We start from the raw sequence: 20,078 nt of genomic DNA, 5'->3' as shown, positions 1-20,078 counted from the left end.
GCCGGTGCCGCGGGCCCTGTCGTTCTTGCTCACGCGTCCCCCTGTCCGCTCCGCACGGACGTCGTGCCGTGTGCGGGGCGTCGTTCGTGTCCCCGGCCGCGCCCGACCGGGAGGTCCCGGCCGGTGCGGCGCCGCCGCCGCGTACCCCCCGCGTACGGCCTGGCCCCCGCGCCGGGTCCTCCCCGGCGGCGGCCGTCCGGCCGTCAGTATGGCGGACGCACGCGCGTACGGACACGGCCGCGGCGGCCCCGTTCCCGTCGGGAGGGGGCCGCCGCGGCGTGCGCGGGGGCTCAGCCCTTGTGTGCGGCCACCAGGTCCTTGACCGCGATGTTGAGCTGCAGGACGTCGACCCTCGGGTCGCCCACGAAGCCGAGGATGCGGCCCTTCGCGTGGTCGTCGACGATCTTCTGGACCTGCGCGACGGTCAGGTGGTTGACCTCGGCGACGCGGTGGACCTGCAGGTTCGCGTACGCGGGCGAGATGTCCGGGTCGAGGCCCGAGCCCGAGGAGGTGACGGCGTCCGCCGGCACCTGCGAGGGCCTGACCGTGTACCCGGGCACCGAGTTGTCCTTGACGACGGCCGCCTTGCGGTCCTTGACCGCCGAGATCAGGTCCTTGTTGTTGCCGGCCAGGTTGGAGGCGCCGGACACGAGCAGGTCGTACTGCGTGTTGAACCCGTTGGCCCGGTTGGAGCCGAGGCCCGCGGAGGGGCGCGGCTGGAACCAGTGCAGGTCGGGGTCCGGGCTCTCCTGCCCCTTCTTCAGGGGCAGGTCGTAGGTCTGCCCGATGGACGAGGAGCCGACGACCTTGCCGTGGTCCTTGATCTCGGAGCCGTTGGCGCGGCCGGGGAACGCGGCCTGCGCGACCCCGGTGACGACCAGCGGGTAGATCACGCCGGTGAGGACGGAGAGGACGAGCAGGGCGCGGAGCCCCGCCAGGAGCAGTCGCGCGGTGGCGGCTGCGGAAGTGCTGCTGTTGGCCATGGTGGTCACCCGACGCCGGGGAAGAGGGAGATGATCAGGTCGATGATCTTGATGCCGATGAACGGGGAGATCAGCCCGCCGAGCCCGTAGATCAGAAGGTTCCTGCGGAGCATCCGGTCGGCGCTCTGCGGCCGGTAGCGGACGCCCTTGAGGGACAGCGGCACCAGCGCGATGATGATCAGCGCGTTGAAGATGACCGCGGACATGATCGCGGACTGGGGGGAGTCCAGGCGCATGATGTTCAGCCTGTCGAGGCCCGGGTAGGCCACGGCGAACATCGCGGGCAGGATCGCGAAGTACTTCGCCACGTCGTTGGCGATGGAGAAGGTCGTCAGGGCGCCGCGCGTGATGAGCAGCTGCTTGCCGATCTCGACGATCTCGATGAGCTTGGTCGGGTTGGAGTCCAGGTCCACCATGTTCCCGGCCTCCTTGGCGGCCGAGGTGCCGGTGTTCATGGCCACGCCGACGTCCGCCTGCGCGAGGGCCGGGGCGTCGTTGGTGCCGTCGCCCGTCATGGCGACGAGCTTGCCGCCGGACTGCTCGCGCCGGATCAGCGCCATCTTGTCCTCGGGCGTCGCCTCGGCGAGGAAGTCGTCGACGCCGGCCTCCTCCGCGATGGCCCGGGCGGTCAGCGGGTTGTCGCCCGTGATCATGACGGTCTTGATGCCCATGCGCCGCAGCTCGTCGAAGCGTTCGCGCATGCCCTCCTTCACGACGTCCTTGAGGTGGATCACGCCCAGCACCCGGGCGCCGCGGGCGTCCGCCTCGGCGACCAGCAGCGGGGTGCCGCCGGCCTCGGAGATGCGGTCGGTGAGGGCCTGCGCGCCGTCGGCGACGGTTCCGCCGTTGTCGGTCACCCAGGCGACGACGGAGCCCGCGGCGCCCTTGCGGACCCGGCGCGTGCCGCCGTTCTCCGCGAGGTCGACCCCGGACATGCGCGTCTGCGCGGTGAACTCGATCCATTCGGCGCCGGCCAGTTCGCCCCGGGTGCGCTCGCGCAGCCCGTGGCGTTCCTTGGCGAGGACGACGACGGAGCGGCCCTCCGGCGTCTCGTCGGCGAGCGAGGACAGCTGCGCCGCGTCGGCCAGTTGCCCTTCGTCGACGCCCTGGACGGGGACGAACTCCGCGGCCTGGCGGTTGCCGAGGGTGATGGTGCCGGTCTTGTCGAGCAGCAGCGTCGAGACGTCGCCCGCGGCCTCGACGGCCCGTCCGGACATGGCGAGCACGTTGCGCTGCACCAGCCGGTCCATGCCCGCGATGCCGATGGCGGACAGCAGGGCGCCGATGGTCGTCGGGATCAGGCAGACGAGCAGGGCGATGAGCACGATGCTGGTCTGCGGGTCGCCGGCGAACGACGCGAACGGCTGGAGGGTGACGACCGCTATGAGGAAGACGATCGTCAGCGAGGCGAGCAGGATGTTCAGCGCGATCTCGTTGGGCGTCTTCTGCCGCGCGGCGCCCTCGACCAACTTGATCATCCGGTCGATGAAGGTCTCGCCGGGCTTGGTCGTGATCTTGACGACCACCCGGTCGGAGAGGACCTTCGTGCCGCCGGTGACGGCGCTGCGGTCGCCTCCGGACTCGCGGATCACGGGGGCGGACTCGCCGGTGATGGCGGACTCGTCGACGGAGGCCACGCCCTCGACGACGTCGCCGTCGCCGGGGATCACGTCGCCCGCCTCGCAGACGACCAGGTCGCCGATGCGCAGTTCGGTGCCGGGGACGTGCTCCTCCGCGCCGGCGTTCAGGCGACGCGCGACGGTGTCGGTCTTGGCCTTGCGCAGGGTGTCGGCCTGGGCCTTGCCGCGGCCCTCGGCGACGGCCTCCGCCAGGTTGGCGAAGATCGTCGTCAGCCACAGCCAGGCGGCGACGGCCCAGCCGAACCAGTCGCCGGGCGTCTTGAAGGCGTAGGCGGTGGTCAGTACGGATCCGACCTCGACCACGAACATGACGGGAGACTTGACCATCACCCGGGGGTCGAGCTTCCTGCACGCCTCGGGGAAGGACTTGAGGAGTGCGGAGGGGTCGAAGAGACCGCTCCCCACGCGTCCGCTCCCGGGGCCGTGCCCCGAGGGCACGTCCGGGTGCGGCGCACGCGTGGGAGGGATGGTGGACATGGATTCGTCCTCTTGCTTCCTGCGGGAGGGGGTCATGACGAGAGCCCCTCGGCGATGGGACCGAGCGCCAGCGAGGGGAAGTACGTCAGGCCGGTGACGAGCACGGTCGTGCCGACGAGCAGGGTGGCGAACAGCGGTTTGTGGGTACGGAGGGTGCCCATGGACTCCGGGACGGGCTTCTGCTCGGCGAGGGAGCCGGCGAGCGCCAGGACGAAGACCATGGGGACGAAGCGGCCGAGGAGCATCGCCAGTCCGATGGTCGTGTTGTACCAGTCGGTGTTGGCGTTGAGGCCCGCGAAGGCCGAGCCGTTGTTGTTGGCTCCCGAGGTGAAGGCGTACAGGATTTCGGAGAACCCGTGCGCGTGGGAGCCGGACACCGCCGTCGACGCCGTGTTGAGGATCGAGTGCGGCGGGGTGGCGAATGCCACGGACAGGGCGGTGAAGACGAGCACGAGGGTGGGCGTGATCAGGATGTAGCACGCCGCGAACTTCATCTCGCGGGTGCCGATCTTCTTGCCCAGGTACTCGGGCGTGCGCCCCACCATCAGGCCGGCCACGAACACGGCGATGACCGCGAGGATCAGCATGCCGTACAGGCCGGAGCCGACGCCGCCGGGCGCGACCTCGCCGAGCATCATGCCCAGCATCGTCAGGCCGCCGCCGAAGCCGGTGTACGACGAGTGGAACGAGTCGACCGCGCCGGTGGAGGTGAGGGTGGTGGTCGTGGCGAACAGCGACGAGCCGCCCACGCCGAAGCGGGTCTCCTTGCCCTCCAGGGAGGCGCCGGCGATGTTGAACGCCGGGCCGCCGTGGTGGAATTCGGTCCACATCATCAGCGCGCTGAAGCCGATCCAGATGGCGGCCATCGCGGCGAGGATCGCGTAGCCCTGCTTGACCGAGCCGACCATCGTGCCGAAGGTGCGGGTCAGCGCGAAGGGGATCACCAGGATGAGGAAGATCTGCAGCAGGTTCGAGAGGCCGTTCGGGTTCTCGAAGGGGTGGGCGGAGTTGGCGTTGAAGTAGCCGCCGCCGTTGGTGCCGAGCTCCTTGATCGCCTCCTGGGAGGCGACGGCGCCGCCGTTCCACTGCTGCGATCCGCCCATGAACTGGCCGACCTCGTGGATGCCCGCGAAGTTCTGGATGGCGCCCATGGCGACGAGCGCGACGGCGCCGAGGAACGCTATGGGCAGCAGGATGCGGACGGTGCCGCGCACCAGGTCCGCCCAGAAGTTGCCCAGTTCGCCGCTGCGGGCGCGGGCGAAGCCGCGCACGAGCGCGATGGCCACGGCCATGCCGACGGCGGCCGAGACGAAGTTCTGGACCGCGAGGCCGCCCGTCTGGACGACGTGCCCCATGGTCTGCTCGCCGGAGTACGACTGCCAGTTGGTGTTGGCGACGAACGAGGCCGCGGTGTTGAAGGACTGCGCCGGGCTGACGGCCGCGAAGCCGAGGGAGCCCGGGAGGACTCCCTGCATGCGCTGCATCAGGTAGAGGAAGAGCAGGCTGACCACGGAGAACGCGAGGACACCGCGCAGGTAGGCCGGCCAGCGCATCTCGGTGTCGGGGTCGGCTCCGACGCACCGGTAGAGCCACTTCTCGACTCTCAGGTGCTTCTTCGACTGGTAGACGCGCGCCATGTAGTCGCCGAGAGGGCGATACACCAGGCCGAGCACCACGATCATGGCGAACAGCTGGAGCACGGCGGAGGGTACGGGGCCCATGCTCAGAACCTCTCCGGGAAGACGAGCGCTGCTACCAGGTAGACCAGCAGGACGACGGCTACCGCGAGCCCGATGATGTTCTCGACGCTCACAGCTTCGTCACCGCCTTCGCGATGACAGCCACCAGCGCGAACGTCGCCAGCGTGGTGAGGACGAAGGCCACGTCGGCCATCGTGTGCTCCTAGAGAAGTGAAAGCGGAAAGTCTGACGTTCCGAGGAAACCCCCTGAAAGGGAGAACTCGACCTGCGTTGACGGCTCCCATACGGCGTCTGTGGCGCCCTTTACGGAGTCCATATACGCCCGGCCGTGACCAGCGCAAAGAGCGGCGGGCCGCACTCCGTTCGATGGAGTACGGCCCGCCGCTCGGCGATGTTCCGCGTCAGATTGTCTTTCCGCGTTCGGCGCGCCCGGGCGTGTGCCCGGGGCGCCGGTGCCCGTCGCGGTTCAGCGCACCTCGGTGATCTCGGGGCCGCGCTGGAGCTGGCCCATGCCGCCGGAGAAGCGGGAGCCCTCCTGCTCCTCCTGCTGCACGCCCTCGGGCACCATCTGCGCGTCGTTCGGCAGCTTGAGCACGATCGGGTCGCGGGGGGCCATCGGCCCCTCGCCGCGCACGATGACCGTGTCCCGGAAGACCTGCTCGAGCAGGCCCGCGGTCTCGGGCTGCACGGCGCCCTGGCCGGAGATCACTCCGCGCAGGAACCACCGGGGACCGTCGACGCCGACGAAGCGCACGAGCTGCACCCCGCCCGTGCCGTCCGGGAGCTGCACGGGCACCTGGGCCCGAAGCTCCCAGCCGAGGGGGCCCTCGACCTCGTCGATGATGCCGCCCTGCTGCGTGATCCCGGTCGCGATCTCCTCGCGGACCTCGCCCCAGATGCCCTCGTTCTTCGGGGCGGCGAACGCCTGCAGCTGCACCGCGCTGTCGCGCAGGACCACGGTGGCGGCGACGATCGCGTCCCCGGCCACCTCGACCCGCAGCTCCATGCCCTCGACGCCGGGCACGAACATGCCGCCGAGATCGACCCTGCCGTCGTCCGGCTTGGAGACCTCGGTGCTGTCCCAGGGCCCGTCCGGCCGGGGCGCCGGAGGGAGGTTCACCCGGCGGCCACCGCCCGCCTCGGCCGCCGTCCCGCCTTCGTCGGCGTCAGTGCCGTCGAGGAACGTCTCGTCCTCGCCCGCTGCGTCCGTCGCGTCCTCTGCGGAACCATTCTTCTTGCGACGTCCGAACACGTCACTGTCCTTCCCGGTCGGATACGACCGAAGCGTATCGATTCCCACCCTGTGCACCGTCCGTGGCGGCATGACCACCGGTGGACCCGAAGCCCCCCTCGGCCCTCGCGGATCCGGGAAGCTCCGCCACCTCGTGGAAGCGGACCTTCTCGACCTGCTGGACAACCAGTTGGGCAATCCGGTCGAACCGCTCGAACCGCACGCTCTCGCGCGGGTCCAGATTGACCACGATCACCTTGATCTCTCCACGGTACCCGGCATCGACCGTCCCCGGGGCATTCACGAGAGCCACTCCGCACCGTGCTGCCAGGCCGGAACGGGGGTGCACGAAGGCCGCGTACCCGTCGGGGAGGGCGATCGACACCCCGGTCGGCAGGACGGCCCGCTCGCCGGGGGCCAGCTCGGCCGCCTCCGTGGTCACCAGGTCGGCGCCCGCGTCGCCGGGATGCCCGTACTCGGGGAGGGGGACCGTGGGGTCGACGCGGCGGACGAGGACATCGACGGGCGATCTTTGTGGGGTGTGGCTCACATGCGCAGACCTTACCCGCGCGGCAGGGCCCACAGGGCCCCGTGCCAAGCTAGCCCCCATGGAGCCTTCCGCCCTGCGCTACGAAGAACGTCTCACCGCCCCCAAGACGTGGTGGGCCATCGCCGCCCTGTTCGGCGTCTGCGGCGGGCTGATCCTGCTCCCGCTCGGGCCGATCCCCATGCTCGCGGGCCTGGTGGGCGTCGGCGCGATCGCGATGGGCTGCGTCAGTTCGTACGGCTCCGTGCGCATCCGCGTCGTGGGCGACGCGCTCGTCGCCGGGGACGCGAAGATCCCGCTGGCCGCGCTCGGGGAGTGCGAGCCGCTCGACCCGGAGGAGACCCGCGCCTGGCGGCTGCACAAGGCGGATCCCCGGGCCTTCATGCTGCTGCGCAGCTACGTGCCCACGGCACTTCGGGTGATCATCACCGACCCGGGTGACCCGACGCCGTACGCGTACCTCTCGACGCGCGACCCGATGGCCCTCGCGGCGGCCCTGGAGGCGGCTCGGACGCCCGAGGAGCGCGGCACCCGCGCCGAGGCCTGAGGGCGCGCCGGACGGCCCTGGATCGCCCGGCGCCGGCTGGGCGGACGCATGACCGAGGAGCCCGCGCGGCACACTCGGCGGCGCCGGCTCAGCGGCCGAGTTCCCGCGGGAGTTCCGGCGGCAGCTCGGCGGGCCGCTCGATCGGCGGGAGCGCCGGCAGGTCGTCCCAGGCCACCTGCATCCTGCGCAGGTCCTTGCGGACGTGTTCCGCGACGTGCTTGGTGTCGCGCCGGTTCATCAACGCGCCGACGGCCGCACCGATCATGAACGGAACGAGGTTCGGCAGGCTGCGGACCGTGCGCTTCATGATCTGCTGGCGCAACTCGCGCCTCACGGGGCCGCTGAGGGCACCGTTGAACGTCGCGGGCTTCCTGACGTCCACGCCGCGCTCCTCGCTCCAGGAGCGGACGTAGGCGAGGCCGCGCTCCTTGAGCCCGCCGGGCGGGCGGCAGCCGTAGACCTCGTGCAGTTCGGCGATGAGCTTGATCTCGACGGCCGCCACGGCCGTGATCTCGGCGGCCAGCTCGGCCGGGAGGGCCGGCGGGACCGGCAGCATCGCGGCGGCGCCCACACCGGCGCCCACCGTCGCGCTCGTCGCGGCCGCGCCGCTGACCAGCTTGTCGGCGATCTCCTCGGGGCCGAGCCCGGGGAACTGGCGGCGCAAGGTCTCCAGATCGCGGACGGGGATGCGCGGCGCGATGTCGATGATGCGGTCGGCGACGAATCCGAGGCCGGCCTTCGCGCCCGCGCCGCTCCTGCGGACGCCCCTCTTCACGGCATCGAGGCGGCCTCTGGGCGCGGTGGGCTGGTCGGACCCGTCGCGTGCAGCCTCGAGCGAGGCCTGACGGCCCCGCTCGTCCTCGTGTGCCGTGTCCGGGGGCAAGGGGTCGGCGGAACCCTCGCCGCGGCCCTGGCGGCCGGTTCGTGCCCGGTCAGGGCCGTCCGGGAGCTCCGCCGGCGTCTCGGCCCCGGAGCCCCGCCGGAAGCGCCGCTTCCTGGAGGGCGGATCGCCTGCCACAGCCGGATCTCAGTCGCAGTCGCGGCAGATCGGCTGGCCGTTCTTCTCCCGCGCGAGCTGCGACCTGTGGTGGACGAGGAAGCAGCTCATGCAGGTGAACTCGTCGGCCTGGCGGGGCAGGACGCGGACCGACAGCTCCTCGTTGGAGAGGTCGGCGCCGGGCAGCTCCAGGCCCTCGGCCTGCTCGAACTCGTCCACGTCGACCGCGGAGGTCGACTTGTCGTTCCGGCGGGCCTTCAGCTCTTCCAGGCTGTCCTGGTCGACGTCGTCGTCCGTCTTGCGTGGGGTGTCGTAGTCGGTAGCCATCTCGGTGCTCTCCCCCTGTGGGTGTCTGTGGTGTCTTCAGCGCACGTAACGCATAAGAGGCCGGACTTGTGCCCGACCTGAGGCGGAGATTTTGCCTCACATCAAGGTCTGTTACTCAATCGACACCCAAGTGCGCTGCTCACGAATGATCGGCTCCGGGTGGCGAAGGGGACCGTACACGGTCCCGAGGTCGTGCGATGCAGGCACCACCTCGTGTACTTCCCGTCATCACACCCCCCGGAAACCCGGACTTTACCGGCCTTCCGACAGATGTTTGATCACTGAACGTAGATGGGCGCGAAAACATTCCTGTGATCCGTCGCACATACGACCGATCACACGCCATGCCGAAAATTCCGCGCAAAGCGAACAAAGTCCGGGCCCCCGCAAAACCGGGGGCGCCGACTCACACCGGCAACGTGACACGCATCACGAGTCCGCCCCCCTCGCGCGGTTCCGCCGCGATGCGCCCCCCGTGCGCCCGGGCGACCGAGCGTGCGATGGAGAGCCCGAGGCCCACGCCCTTGTCGCTGCCGGTGCGCTCGGTGCGCAGCCGCCGGAATGGTTCGAACAGGTTGTCGACCTCGTACGCGGGCACGACCGGTCCCGTGTTCGACACCTCCAGGACCGCCTGGCCCTGGTCGAGGTGCGTGCGCACCTCGACCCAGCCGCCCTCGGCCACGTTGTAGCGGACGGCGTTCTGGACGAGGTTCAGCGCGATCCGCTCCAGCAGCACGCCGTTGCCCTGCACGACCGCGGGGGCACACTGCGTACGCACCTCGACGCCCTTGTCGTCCGCCTCGGCGGCGGTCTGGTCCACGGCCCGCGCGGCGACCTCGGCGAGATCGACCGGTTTTCGCTCCACGAGCTGGTTCTCGCTGCGGGCGAGCAGCAGCAGGCCCTCGACGAGCTGCTCGCTGCGCTCGTTGGTCGCGAGCAGGGTCCTGCCGAGCTGCTGGAGTTCCACCGGCGCCCCGGGATCGGAGAGGTGCACCTCCAGCAGCGTCCTGTTGATCGCGAGCGGCGTGCGCAGCTCGTGCGAGGCGTTGGCGACGAACCGCTGCTGCGAGGAGAACGCCCGCTCCAGCCGCTCCAGCATCTCGTCGAAGGTGTCGGCCAGCTCCTTGAACTCGTCGTCCGGCCCGTCCAGCTCGATGCGCCGCGACAGGTCGGAGCCCACGACGCGCCGCGCCGTGCGCGTGATCCGGCCGAGCGGCGACAGCACCCGGCCGGCCATCGCGTAGCCGAAGGCGAACGCGATGATCGTGAGGCCGACCAGCGCGAACAGCGAGCGCGTGAGCAGGTCGTCCAGGGCCTGGGCGCGCTCGTGGTTCACGCACTCGTTCATGGCGCTGTTGAACTGGTCGGCGGTCGTCTTCCCGCTGAAGTCGCACACGTTGCTGCTGATCGAGCCGTACACGATCTTGAACGGCAGGTCGCTGCCGACGTGCAGGGCCTGCGCGGCGAGCAGATAGATGATCGACAGCAGCAGGATGCCCGCGATCAGGAACATGCCGCCGTAGAGCAGGGTCAGGCGTATGCGGATCGTGGGGCGCAGCCAGGGCACGACCTGCTCGGCCGGCCACCGCGGGTCCCAGGTGGGCTTCGGTGGCGCCTCGGGGGGCGTCGGGTGGGAGGCCACGGGCTCAGATCCGGTAACCGGAGCCGGGAACCGTGACGATCACCGGCGGCTCCCCCAGCTTCCTGCGCAGGGTCATCACCGTCACCCGTACGACGTTCGTGAAGGGGTCCGTGTTCTCGTCCCAGGCCTTCTCCAGCAGCTGCTCCGCGGAGACCACGGCGCCCTCGCTGCGCATCAGCACCTCGAGGACGGCGAACTCCTTCGGCGCGAGCTGGATCTCGCCGCCGTCGCGGAAGACCTCGCGGCGGTTGGGGTCGAGCTTGATCCCGGAGCGTTCGAGGACGGGCGGCAGCGGCACGGTCGTACGGCGGCCGAGGGCGCGGACCCGGGCCGTGAGCTCGGTGAAGGCGAAGGGCTTCGGCAGGTAGTCGTCGGCGCCCAGTTCGAGCCCCTCGACGCGGTCGCTCACGTCGCCGGCGGCCGTCAGCATCAGCACCCTGGTCGGCATGCCGAGCTCCACGATCCGGCGGCAGACGTCGTCGCCGTGCACGAGGGGCAGGTCGCGGTCGAGGACGACCACGTCGTAGTCGTTCACGCCGATGCGCTCGAGGGCCGCGGCACCGTCGTACACGACGTCGACGGCCATGGCCTCCCGGCGCAATCCGGTGGCCACCGCATCGGCGAGCAGCTGCTCGTCCTCGACGACGAGTACGCGCACGTCCCTGGTCCTTCCTTCGGGACCCGCGCCCTGAGGGGGCGGGTTTCTCCACGTCTACCGCCCCCATCCTGCCCTTTTCCCGCGTAAACCGGCGGTAAGACGCCGGACGGGGGCCCTCGCGCGCGGTGGCTGTGCGGTGGTCCCGGGCCACGCGCGGTGAACGGGAGGCGGCGGGGGCGCGGGACGGGAGGGGCCGAAGATCCGGCGGGAATAGGCGCGATCGCCGGAGAAGTTGAGGTTTCCTGCGTGCACGGCTTGGGGATGAGCCCTTCACACCCGAGATCACACCCGTGCGCGGTCGTTCCTTCCGCGTTCTGTTTTCCAGTAGGCAGAGGGTTCCTGATCACCCGCCGTCGGCACTCACGTGCCTACCCGACGACCACGTCGGCACACCCCCGTGCCGCTGACCCACGACGAGGGGGCGCAATGGACGCATTCACCGCTGGACTCCTGCAGCGCATAAGGACCACGGAAACCGACCTGACGAAGGCCCGCGAAGAGGGCGACGAGTTCCTCGCCGATGTGGAGCAGGAGGAGCTGGAGGATCTGCGCCGGCTCGCCGCCGAGCACGGCGTCGAGGTGAGCGCGGCGAGCGCCTGAGCGCGGACCGCCCACCCTTGCCGCCCGCCCGCGGCAGCACGTACGAGAGGTCCCGGTGCCCGAAGGCGCCGGGACCTCTCGCCGTCCCGGGGCCGGTCGCGCCGGGCGGCACACCGCGCCGCTCGCGGCGGCGGCCGCCCGGCCGCCCCGGGACGGTCAGTCGTGCCAGGCGCCGTACTCCTCCAGCAGCTCCTGCAACGGGCCGAAGACGCCGGGCGACGCGGCCACGGTGAGGCCGTCGTGCGGCGGCTCGCCCGGACGGCCCCCGGTCAGCGCGCCCGCCTCGCGGGCGATCAGGTCGCCGGCGGCGTAGTCCCAGGGGTGCAGCCCCCGCTCGTAGTACCCGTCGAGCCGGCCCGCGGCGACGTCGCACAGGTCGATCGCGGCCGAGCCGGCCCGCCGGATGTCGCGCAGCCGCGGGATCAGCCGGTGGGCGACGGCTGCCTGGTGCGTGCGCACGGACGCCACGTAGTTGAAGCCCGTCGACACGAGCGCCTGGTCCAGCGGGGGCGAGGGCCGCACCGCGAGGCGGCGCTCCCCCAGCCAGGCGCCGCCGCCGCGCACGGCGCGGTAGGTCTCGCGGCGCATGGGCGCCTCGACCACGCCGACGAGTGTCTCGCCGTGGACCTGGACGGCCACGGAGACCGCCCAGGTGGGCAGGCCGTACAGGTAGTTGACGGTGCCGTCCAGCGGGTCGACGACCCAGCGGATGCCGGTGGTGCCCTCGCTGCTGGCCCCCTCTTCCCCGAGGATCCCGTCGTCCGGCCGGTGGCGGGCGAGGAACGCGGTGATCTGCTTCTCCGCGGCGATGTCCATCTCCGTCACGACGTCGATGGGGCTCGACTTGGTGGCGGCCACGGCGAGGTCGTCGGGCCTGCCGTCGCGCAGCAGCTCCCCCGCCCGGCCGGCCGCCTCGAGGGCGAGTTCGAGCAGCCGCGCGGTCAGGGCGGGATCGGGTGCGGCCTGGGCGGCCTGTGCGTCACTCACTCGGGACTCCTGGCGGTTCGGTCGGTCAGGCGAAGGGACTGTCGGCGCCCGCCGCGGCGGGCCGGGGGGTGCGGGCCGGGCAGCAGCCGACCGGGCACAGGTCGTGGCTCGGTCCGAGCGCGCCGAGGGCGCAGCGCCCGGGCGCCTCGCCGCGCTCGCTCGCGGCGCGCTCCAGCAGCAGTTCCCGCACGGCGGCGGCGAAGCGGGGGTCCGCGCCGACGGTGGGCGAGCGGCGCACCGGCATCCCGAGTTCCGCGGCCTTGGCCGTGGCCTCGGTGTCGAGGTCGTAGAGGACCTCCATGTGGTCGGAGACGAAGCCGATCGGGACCATCACGACGGCCGGCACGCCCTGGCCGTGCAGGGTCTCCAGGTGGTCGCAGATGTCGGGCTCCAGCCAGGGCGTGCCCGGGGCGCCGCTGCGGGACTGGTAGACGAGCCGCCACGGGTATTCGATGCCCGTCTCCTCGCGCACGGCGTCCGCGATCAGCCGCGCGACGTCGAGGTGCTCCGCGACGTAGGCGCCGCCGTGGCCGTGCACCCGCTCGGGGCCGGAGGTGTCGGCCGCGCTCGTCGGGATGGAGTGGGTCGTGAAGGCCAGGTGCGCGCCGGCGCGGACCTCCTCGGGCAGGTCGGCGAGCGAGGCGAGCAGTCCGTCGACCATGGGCCGCACGAAGCCGGGGTGGTTGAAGTAGTGCCGCAGCTTGTCGACGCGCGGCAGCTCCAGCCCCTCCGCCCGGAGGGTCGCCAGCGAGTCGGCGAGGTTCTCCCGGTACTGGCGGCAGCCGGAGTACGAGGCGTACGCGCTGGTGGCGAGGACGGCGATGCGCCGGTGGCCGGCCTTCGTCATCTCGCGGAGGGTGTCGGTGAGGTACGGCGCCCAGTTCCGGTTGCCCCAGTGGACGGGGAGGTCGAGGCCGTGCTCGGCGAAGTCCGTGCGCAGGGCGGCCAGGAGCGCCCGGTTCTGCTCGTTGATCGGGCTGACCCCGTCGAAGAGGTAGTAGTGCTGCCCCACCTCCTTGAGCCGCTCGCGCGGGATCCCGCGGCCGCGGGTCACGTTCTCCAGGAACGGAATGACGTCGTCCGGCCCTTCGGGTCCGCCGAAGGACAGCAGGAGAAGGGCGTCGTAGGGGGCTGTGGCTGGCTGATCGGGCATGCTCCGATCCTCCCATCGCACACATATTCCGGAACAACCGGCACTGCGGAACTCGTAACCTGTACGGACGCATTTGATTCCTTACAAGTGCGCCCCGTTTCCCCACCGAAGAGCGCCGGAGCGTGCCGTGGCCAGTCCCTATCGCGAGATCTTCGCCGCTCCCGGCGCCTGGAAGTTCAGCGCGGCGGGCCTGCTCGGGCGGATGCCGCTGTCGATGACCGGCATCGGCGTGGTGACGATGGTCTCGCAGCTGACCGGCCGCTACCGGCTCGCGGGCGCGCTGTCGGCGACGATGGCGGTCTCCGCCGCGCTGCTCGGCCCCCAGGTCTCCCGCCTCGTCGACCGGCACGGCCAGCGCCGGACGATGGGGCCCGCCACGCTGATCTCGGCGGCCGCGCTCGCGGGGCTGCTCGTGTGCACCCAGCAGGGCGCCCCCTCCTGGACGCTGTTCGCCTTCGCGGCGTGCGTGGGGTGCGTGCCGAGCATGGGGGCGATGGTGCGGGCCCGCTGGGCGGCGCTGCACAGCGATTCGGCGTCGCTGCTGCACGCCTCCTACTCCTGGGAGTCGGTGGTCGACGAGGTCTGCTTCATCATCGGGCCGATCCTCTCCGTCGGGCTGTCGACGGCGTGGTTTCCCGAGGCGGGCCCGCTGGTCGCCGGGGTCCTGCTGATCGCCGGTGTCCTCTGGCTCGGCGCGCAGCGCTCCACGGAACCGGTCCCCCACCCGCCGGAGGAGCACACGGGCCGCTCGGCGCTGCGCTCGGTGGGGTTGCAGGTGCTCGTGCTGACCTTCGTCGCGACGGGGGCCATATTCGGCGCGGTCGACGTGGTGACGGTCGCCTTCGCCGACGAGCTCGGCCACAAGGCGAGCGCCAGCCTCGTGCTCGCGGTGTACGCGCTCGGGTCCTGCCTCGCGGGTGCCGCGTTCGGCCTGCTGCGGCCCTCGGGGCCGGTGGCCCGGCGCTGGCTCGTGGGGGTCGTCGCGATGGCCGTGAGTATGATCCCCCTCCAACTGGCCGGGAATCTGCCGTTCCTGGCCGTGGCGCTGTTCGTCGCGGGGCTCACGGTGGCACCGACCATGGTGTCGACGATGGGCCTCGTCGAGGCGCACGTACCACGCAGCGCGCTGACGGAGGGCATGACCTGGACCAGTACCGGGCTCGCCGTCGGCGTCGCGCTCGGCTCGTCGGCCGCGGGATGGGTGGTCGACGCGGCGGGAGCGCGCGCGGGGTACGCGGTGCCGGGAGTGGCGGGGGCGCTCGCGGCCGTGGTGGCGGTGCTCGGCCACCGCCGGCTGAGCAGGCCGGCGACCGTGTCCTGGCGAAAAGGGCGTGAGGCCGATGGAGTCCCGCAAGGTCCCCTCGAACAGCACGAACGGCACGCACAGCACGAACAGCACGAGCACGGGCACGGCCGGGACCTCCCCGGGAGCGGACGGGTCCGCGCCGGGGAAGGGACCGGCGGGCCGGGGCAGGCACCCGGCGGGCAGGAGGCCCCGCGTCCCCTGGCGTGACCCGGCCGGCGCCGCCGGCACCTGGCGCAATTGGGCGGGCAACGTCACGGCCCGGCCCGTGCGCAGCGTCGCACCCGGCGGGGCCGCGGAGCTGGCGGACGCGGTACGCGGCGCCGCCGCCGAGGGGTTGAAGGTGAAGGCCGTCGGCACGGGCCACTCCTTCACCGCCGCGGCCGCCACGGACGGCGTCCTGATACGCCCCGAGCGGATGACGGGGGTCCTGGCACTGGACCGCGCCGCCGGCACGGTCACCGTGGCGGCCGGCACCCCGCTGCGGACGCTGAACGCGGCGCTCGCCCGCGCGGGGCTCTCGCTCACGAACATGGGCGACATCATGGCGCAGACGGTGGCGGGCGCGGTCTCCACCGGCACGCACGGCACCGGCCGCGCGTCGGCGTCGATCGCGGCGCAGATCACCGCGCTGGAGCTGGTCACGGCGGACGGCTCGCTGCTGCGCTGCTCGGCCCGGGAGAACGCGGACGTGTTCGCGGCGGCGCGCGTCGGGCTCGGCGCCCTCGGCGTGCTGTCCTCTGTCACGTTCGCCGTGGAGCCCGTGTTCCTGCTGACGGCCCGCGAGGAGCCGATGGGTCTCGAACGGGTGCTGGCCGAGTTCGAGGAGCACGTCGCCGGCAACGAGCACTTCGAGTTCTACTGGTTCCCGCACACCAGCAACTGCAACACCAAGCGCAACAACCGCTCCGCCGGGCCGGCCGCGCCGCCGCCCGCGCTGCGGGCCTGGCTCGACGACGAGCTGCTCTCCAACGGGGCCTTCAAGGTCGCCTGTTCGGTGGGGCGCGCCGCCCCGATGGCGATCCCCGCCATCGCGCGGGTGTCTAGCCGCGCGCTGTCCCCCCGTACGTACACGGACATCCCCTACAAGGTGTTCACCTCGCCGCGGCGGGTGCGCTTCGTGGAGATGGAGTACGCGCTGCCGCGGGCCGCGGCGCCCGCGGCGCTGCGGGAGGTCAAGGCGATGGTGGACCGCTCTCCGCTGCGGGTCAGCTTCCCGGTCGAGGTGCGTACGGCGCCGGCCGACGACATCGCGCTGTCGACGGCGTCGGGCCGCGACAGCGCGTACATCGCCGTGCATCTGTACCGGGGAACGCCGTACCAGGCGTACTTCGGCGCCGTGGAGCGGATCATGGTGGCGCACGGCGGCCGGCCGCACTGGGGGAAGATCCACTCCAGGGACGCGGAGTACCTGGCCGGGGTCTACCCGCGCTTCGGCGAGTTCAGGGCGCTGCGCGACCGGCTCGACCCGGAGCGGGTGTTCGGCAACGACTACCTCAGGAGGGTGCTGGGCGACTGAGCCGGCCCGGACGGGCGGCGCCGGCGTGACGGGGACCGGCGCGGGTCAGCCCGTGGCCGGTGCGCCGCTCGTCCCGGCGCCGCCGTCCGCGCCGGTCCCGGTGGACGTCAACGGGGTCGGTGTCGGGGTGGGTGTCGGGTCACCGGGGCTCTGCGCGCCGCCCGAGGTGGAGGGGCGGGGTGTCGGGGTGCCGGTCGCGTCGTGCGTGCCCGGGCTCCGCGTGCCCTGCCCGTCGCCCTGCCGCGTGCCGTGCTCCCCGCCGGGGCTGTGCGACGCGCCGGGGCCGGTGCCGCCGGTGGCGCCGGAGCCGTCGCGCTGCCCGCCGCCGTCCGTGCCGCTCGTCGACGGGCCGCCGGAGGGCGCCTGGTGCCGGTGCCCGCCGCCCGGTCCGCCCATGACGGAACCGATGGTGGTGCGGGCGTTGCCGCCCAGGTCGTGGCCGGCCGCCAGCTCGTAGCCCGTGATGCAGACCATGGCCAGGGCGAAGACGACGACGGCGCCGAGCACCGGGCGCTTCCATCCGCGCCGCCTGGTCCGGTGCGTGGTGGGCGTGCCGTAGCCGGCGCCGAGCACGTCCATCGTGTCGGGCAGGACGCGCCCGGCGGCGCCGGGGACGGGCGCCTCACGCACGGGGACCTGACGTCCCCTCGGGCGCGCCTGCGCCGCCGCGTCCCTCAGCTGCTCACCCGTGCGCCGGAAGAAGTAGTGGAAGAACGATCCCCCGCACGTCGCGATCACGCTGACCACGCCCGCGCCGATGATCGTCCCGTACACGTCGAGCTGGGAGGCGAGGACGGCCGCCGCGATGGCCGCCAGGGCGCTGCCGGCCACCTGGGGGACGCTCAGATCGAGCCGTCTCCCCTTCTGTTCCGTGCCCTCGTTTGCACCGCTGTCGTAGCGTTTCGTACCGCTGTCCAGCTTCTGATCCATCTCCGGCCCTTGCTTGACGACTGTCCCAGCTTGCACCAGATGGGGACACATGAACGAAGCGAGGGGTTCCGATCCGGCAGATTGTGTGAAGGGCAACACGGCCGGGGGCGGGTGCAGGAGGCTTGATCCCGTGCGGTCCGGGGAAGGAGAGCGGCGCGTCACTCCACCCGGATGGCCCGAATGGAGTACTGTTGCGAGCCCTGGAACCGGACTCTCGCAGGGTTGTCCGGGACCTTCGGAAGGGGGCCGCACGTGGCACTCGATCCGGCGGGGCCGATGCACCGCACGGACACCTGCTGCACAGAGTGACCGGGTATGTCACTCTGCGTCGCAAGTAGGTAACCGTGCCATAACGGCGATCCAGGGCTCCTGCCCGACACGCCGGGCAACATGGCAAGGTTGTGGCAGGCTGCACCCGGGCAGGCCACACTCGACTAGCGGAAGCAGCGACGCACGTGACGTCGGCAGGCACCACCCGGGAGGTTCCCATGCCCGAACTGCGTGTCGTGGCCGTCTCCAACGACGGCACACGACTGGTGCTCAAGGCTGCCGACAGTACGGAATACACCCTTCCGATCGACGAGCGGCTGCGCGCCGCCGTCCGCAACGACCGTGCGCGGCTGGGCCAGATCGAGATCGAGGTGGAGAGCCACCTCCGCCCCCGCGACATCCAGGCCCGTATAAGAGCGGGCGCCTCCGCCGAGGAGGTCGCGCAGCTCGGTGGCATCCCCGTGGACCGCGTGCGCCGCTTCGAGGGGCCCGTGCTGGCCGAGCGCGCCTTCATGGCCGAGCGGGCGCGGAAGACCCCCGTGCGGCGGCCCGGCGAGAACGCGGGCCCGCCCCTCGGCGAGGCCGTGCAGGAGCGCCTGTTGCTGCGCGGCGCCGAGAAGGACACCGTGCAGTGGGACTCCTGGCGCCGGGACGACGGCACGTGGGAGGTGCTGCTCGTCTACCGGGTGGCGGGCGAGGCGCACTCCGCGAGCTGGACGTACGACCCGCCCCGCCGGCTGGTGCAGGCCGTCGACGACGAGGCGCGCGCGCTGATCGGCGACACCGACGACACGGTGATGGCGCAGGAGCCGAGCTTCCCGTTCGTGCCGCGCATCGCACGGCTGCCCCGGGAGCGGCAGGAACGCACGATGGACCGCGCGTTCGACCGCCTCTCCGACCGTCCGGCGCTCACCGAGGAGCCGGAGGACGAGGAGACGCGCGAGCGCGACCGGGACTCCCTGACGAGCCTGCTGGAGGCGGTGCCGAGCTTCCGCGGGGACCTGGTCGTCCCCGAGCGTGTCGCGCCGTCCGAGCCGGAGCCGGTGGAGATCGTGGAGGAGCCGGACGCGGAGGAGCCGGTGGCGCCCGCGGCGTCGGCCGGTTCGGCCTACGCGGACGTGCTGATGCCCCGCTCGGTGGCCGGCCACCGGGAGCGGCTGACCGGGACGACGGACCGTCAGGCGGAGGCCGACGGGGTGCGCCCCGGGCGGCGCGCGGCGGTGCCGAGCTGGGACGAGATCGTCTTCGGCACGCGCCGCAAGAAGAAGGAGTGAAACGCTCCGCCCGGGAAGGGCGGGCAGCGTGAAGGAGGGGCCCGTCGGCGCGCAGGCGCGGACGGGCCCCTCGTGCGTGCCCGGGCGGATCACGGGTCGCGGCGCACGGGTCGCGGTGCCCGGGACCTGACCGGGTCGCACGGCGTGGACCCCGGCGCAGGGGACCTGATGCCGGGCGGGACGGCGCGGTCTCTGTGTCACCGCGCCCGGCTGCTCGTCGCGGCGCCGCGGGACGTGCCGGGCGGGACGGCGGCGAGCCACGGCGGCGGTCGCCGCCCGGGGCCTGCGGGCCCCCGGCGGTGACCGCTTCGTGCTCAGGCGCCCGTCGCGACCGGGCGGGACTCGTCCTGCGTCCACTCCGACCAGGAGCCCGCGTAGAGCGCGGCCGGCACGCCCGCCACTTCGAGGGCGAGGACCTGGTGGGCGGCGGAGACGCCGGAGCCGCAGTACACGCCGACCTCGGACGCCTCTGCGGCGCCCAGCGCGGCGAAGCGGGCGGCGAGTTCCGCGGCCGGGCGGAAGGTGCCGTCGGCGGTCACGTTGTCCGTGGTGGGCGCGGAGACCGCGCCGGGGATGTGCCCGCCGACGCGGTCGATGGGCTCGACCTCGCCCCGGTAGCGCTCCCCCGCCCGCGCGTCCAGCAGCAGGCCCTCGCGGGCGAGCGCGGCGGCCCCGTCGGCGTCCAGCAGCGCCAGCGTGCCCGGCACGGGCAGGAAGTCGCCCTCCTCGGGCGTCGCCGCACCGGTCTCGAGCGGGCGGTCCCCCCAGGCGGCGAGGCCGCCGTCGAGGACGCGGACGTCGGGGTGGCCGCTCCAGCGCAGCAGCCACCAGGCCCGGGCGGCGGCCCAGCCCTGGCCGCCGTCGTAGGTGACGACGGGGGTGTCGGCGCGCACGCCCGCACGGCGCATCGCGGCGCCGAACTCCGCGGTGTCGGGGAGGGGATGGCGTCCCCGCTCACCGGGCGGGCCCGCGAGTTCCGCGTCCAGGTCCACGTAGACGGCGCCGGGCACGTGCCCCGCCTCGTACTCCGCGCGGCCGTCGAACGCGGGCGCGCCGGCCCCCGCGGTGCTCAGCCGCCAGCGCACGTCCAGCAGGACGGGAGGCCGCGCTCCCGCCAGTTCGTCGCTCAGGTCGGAGGCGGAGATGATGGCTGTCATACGCCCATCATCACGCACCGGCGGCCGGCGGCGCGCCGCGGGCGCGTCCGCGCCGCCCGCACGGCCCGCACGGACCCGCCTGGGCCCGCCTGGGCCCGCCGTCGCGGCGTGCCGCCCTCGGGCGTGGTCCGCGGGG

18 protein-coding genes and 1 pseudogene are annotated in these 20,078 nt (G+C 72.6%); 5 read left to right on the top strand and 14 right to left on the bottom strand.

All coding sequences use genetic code 11. From position 1 onward, the window contains the following. Positions 1 to 290: 290 nt before the first annotated feature. The 6 genes from L1885_RS08770 to dut form a co-directional block, all read right to left on the bottom strand. Positions 291 to 983 carry a potassium-transporting ATPase subunit C gene (locus L1885_RS08770; protein ID WP_235796452.1) on the bottom strand — a complete coding sequence of 231 codons (693 nt, stop codon included), beginning with the start codon at positions 981 to 983 and terminating at the stop codon, positions 291 to 293. 5 nt (positions 984 to 988) lie between these two features. After that, on the bottom strand, positions 989 to 3,100 hold the full coding sequence (gene kdpB / locus L1885_RS08765) for a potassium-transporting ATPase subunit KdpB (RefSeq protein WP_372481897.1): 2,112 nt from the start codon (positions 3,098 to 3,100) through the stop codon (positions 989 to 991). A gap of 32 nt (positions 3,101 to 3,132) precedes the next feature. Beyond that, positions 3,133 to 4,821 (bottom strand): potassium-transporting ATPase subunit KdpA, encoded by a 1,689-nt coding sequence (gene kdpA, locus L1885_RS08760; RefSeq protein ID WP_235796450.1) that lies wholly within the window; start codon positions 4,819 to 4,821, stop codon positions 3,133 to 3,135. Positions 4,822 to 4,823: 2 nt separating this feature from the next. Continuing rightward, positions 4,824 to 4,913: a K(+)-transporting ATPase subunit F gene (kdpF, locus tag L1885_RS29135; protein WP_235796449.1), complete on the bottom strand. Its 90-nt coding sequence runs from the start codon at positions 4,911 to 4,913 to the stop codon at positions 4,824 to 4,826. A gap of 353 nt (positions 4,914 to 5,266) precedes the next feature. Then, positions 5,267 to 6,052, bottom strand: coding sequence for a DUF3710 domain-containing protein (locus L1885_RS08750; RefSeq protein WP_235796448.1), 786 nt, complete (start codon positions 6,050 to 6,052; stop codon positions 5,267 to 5,269). 1 nt (position 6,053) lies between these two features. Then, complete coding sequence (gene dut, locus L1885_RS08745) at positions 6,054 to 6,581, bottom strand: dUTP diphosphatase (protein WP_235796447.1); 528 nt, start codon at positions 6,579 to 6,581, stop codon at positions 6,054 to 6,056. A gap of 58 nt (positions 6,582 to 6,639) precedes the next feature. On the opposite strand from dut, the gene L1885_RS08740 reads away from it, so the two are divergent. After that, complete coding sequence (locus tag L1885_RS08740) at positions 6,640 to 7,125, top strand: DUF3093 domain-containing protein (RefSeq protein ID WP_235796446.1); 486 nt, start codon at positions 6,640 to 6,642, stop codon at positions 7,123 to 7,125. Between the two features lie 88 nt (positions 7,126 to 7,213). Here L1885_RS08740 and L1885_RS08735 read toward each other — a convergent pair whose 3' ends face one another. The 4 genes from L1885_RS08735 to L1885_RS08720 all read right to left on the bottom strand — a co-directional run bounded on the left by L1885_RS08735 (position 7,214) and on the right by L1885_RS08720 (position 10,749). Further along, entirely contained in the window at positions 7,214 to 8,143 is a 930-nt protein-coding gene (locus L1885_RS08735) for an EcsC family protein (RefSeq protein WP_235796445.1), read from the bottom strand. A gap of 9 nt (positions 8,144 to 8,152) precedes the next feature. Further along, positions 8,153 to 8,449, bottom strand: a complete 297-nt coding sequence (locus L1885_RS08730; protein ID WP_030350183.1) for a DUF4193 domain-containing protein — start codon at positions 8,447 to 8,449, stop codon at positions 8,153 to 8,155. A gap of 406 nt (positions 8,450 to 8,855) precedes the next feature. Then, complete coding sequence (locus L1885_RS08725; protein WP_235796444.1) at positions 8,856 to 10,091, bottom strand: sensor histidine kinase; 1,236 nt, start codon at positions 10,089 to 10,091, stop codon at positions 8,856 to 8,858. Positions 10,092 to 10,095: 4 nt separating this feature from the next. Next, complete coding sequence (locus L1885_RS08720) at positions 10,096 to 10,749, bottom strand: response regulator transcription factor (RefSeq protein ID WP_235796443.1); 654 nt, start codon at positions 10,747 to 10,749, stop codon at positions 10,096 to 10,098. Between the two features lie 426 nt (positions 10,750 to 11,175). Between L1885_RS08720 and L1885_RS08715 the strand changes: the two genes are divergently transcribed. Continuing rightward, complete coding sequence (locus L1885_RS08715) at positions 11,176 to 11,349, top strand: hypothetical protein (RefSeq protein ID WP_235796442.1); 174 nt, start codon at positions 11,176 to 11,178, stop codon at positions 11,347 to 11,349. 156 nt (positions 11,350 to 11,505) lie between these two features. Here the strand turns inward: L1885_RS08715 and L1885_RS08710 are convergent, their stop codons facing one another. Then, positions 11,506 to 12,336, bottom strand: a complete 831-nt coding sequence (locus L1885_RS08710; RefSeq protein ID WP_235796441.1) for an inositol monophosphatase family protein — start codon at positions 12,334 to 12,336, stop codon at positions 11,506 to 11,508. A 25-nt stretch (positions 12,337 to 12,361) separates the two neighbouring features. After that, positions 12,362 to 13,489, bottom strand: a complete 1,128-nt coding sequence (locus L1885_RS08705) for a ferrochelatase (protein WP_235796440.1) — start codon at positions 13,487 to 13,489, stop codon at positions 12,362 to 12,364. Positions 13,490 to 13,616: 127 nt separating this feature from the next. Here L1885_RS08705 and L1885_RS08700 point away from each other — a divergent pair, with 127 nt between their 5' ends. Both L1885_RS08700 and L1885_RS08695 read left to right on the top strand, forming a co-directional pair. Beyond that, positions 13,617 to 15,002, top strand: coding sequence for an MFS transporter (locus L1885_RS08700; protein WP_235796439.1), 1,386 nt, complete (start codon positions 13,617 to 13,619; stop codon positions 15,000 to 15,002). Positions 15,003 to 15,009: 7 nt separating this feature from the next. Beyond that, a pseudogene (locus tag L1885_RS08695) lies at positions 15,010 to 16,311 on the top strand (D-arabinono-1,4-lactone oxidase); the annotation flags it as partial. Between the two features lie 45 nt (positions 16,312 to 16,356). On the opposite strand, the gene L1885_RS08690 reads toward L1885_RS08695, so the two are convergent. Continuing rightward, positions 16,357 to 17,241, bottom strand: coding sequence for a hypothetical protein (locus L1885_RS08690; protein WP_235796437.1), 885 nt, complete (start codon positions 17,239 to 17,241; stop codon positions 16,357 to 16,359). Positions 17,242 to 17,696: 455 nt separating this feature from the next. Here L1885_RS08690 and sepH point away from each other — a divergent pair, with 455 nt between their 5' ends. Next, positions 17,697 to 18,785: a septation protein SepH gene (gene sepH, locus L1885_RS08685; protein WP_235796436.1), complete on the top strand. Its 1,089-nt coding sequence runs from the start codon at positions 17,697 to 17,699 to the stop codon at positions 18,783 to 18,785. A 314-nt stretch (positions 18,786 to 19,099) separates the two neighbouring features. Here sepH and L1885_RS08680 read toward each other — a convergent pair whose 3' ends face one another. Next, positions 19,100 to 19,942, bottom strand: a complete 843-nt coding sequence (locus L1885_RS08680; protein ID WP_235796435.1) for a sulfurtransferase — start codon at positions 19,940 to 19,942, stop codon at positions 19,100 to 19,102. Positions 19,943 to 20,078 lie beyond the last annotated feature (136 nt).

It is taken from the genome of Streptomyces fuscigenes (genome assembly GCF_021556455.1).
Classification (GTDB): domain Bacteria; phylum Actinomycetota; class Actinomycetes; order Streptomycetales; family Streptomycetaceae; genus Streptomyces; species Streptomyces fuscigenes.
This window is presented reverse-complemented; position numbering and strand designations above follow the sequence as displayed.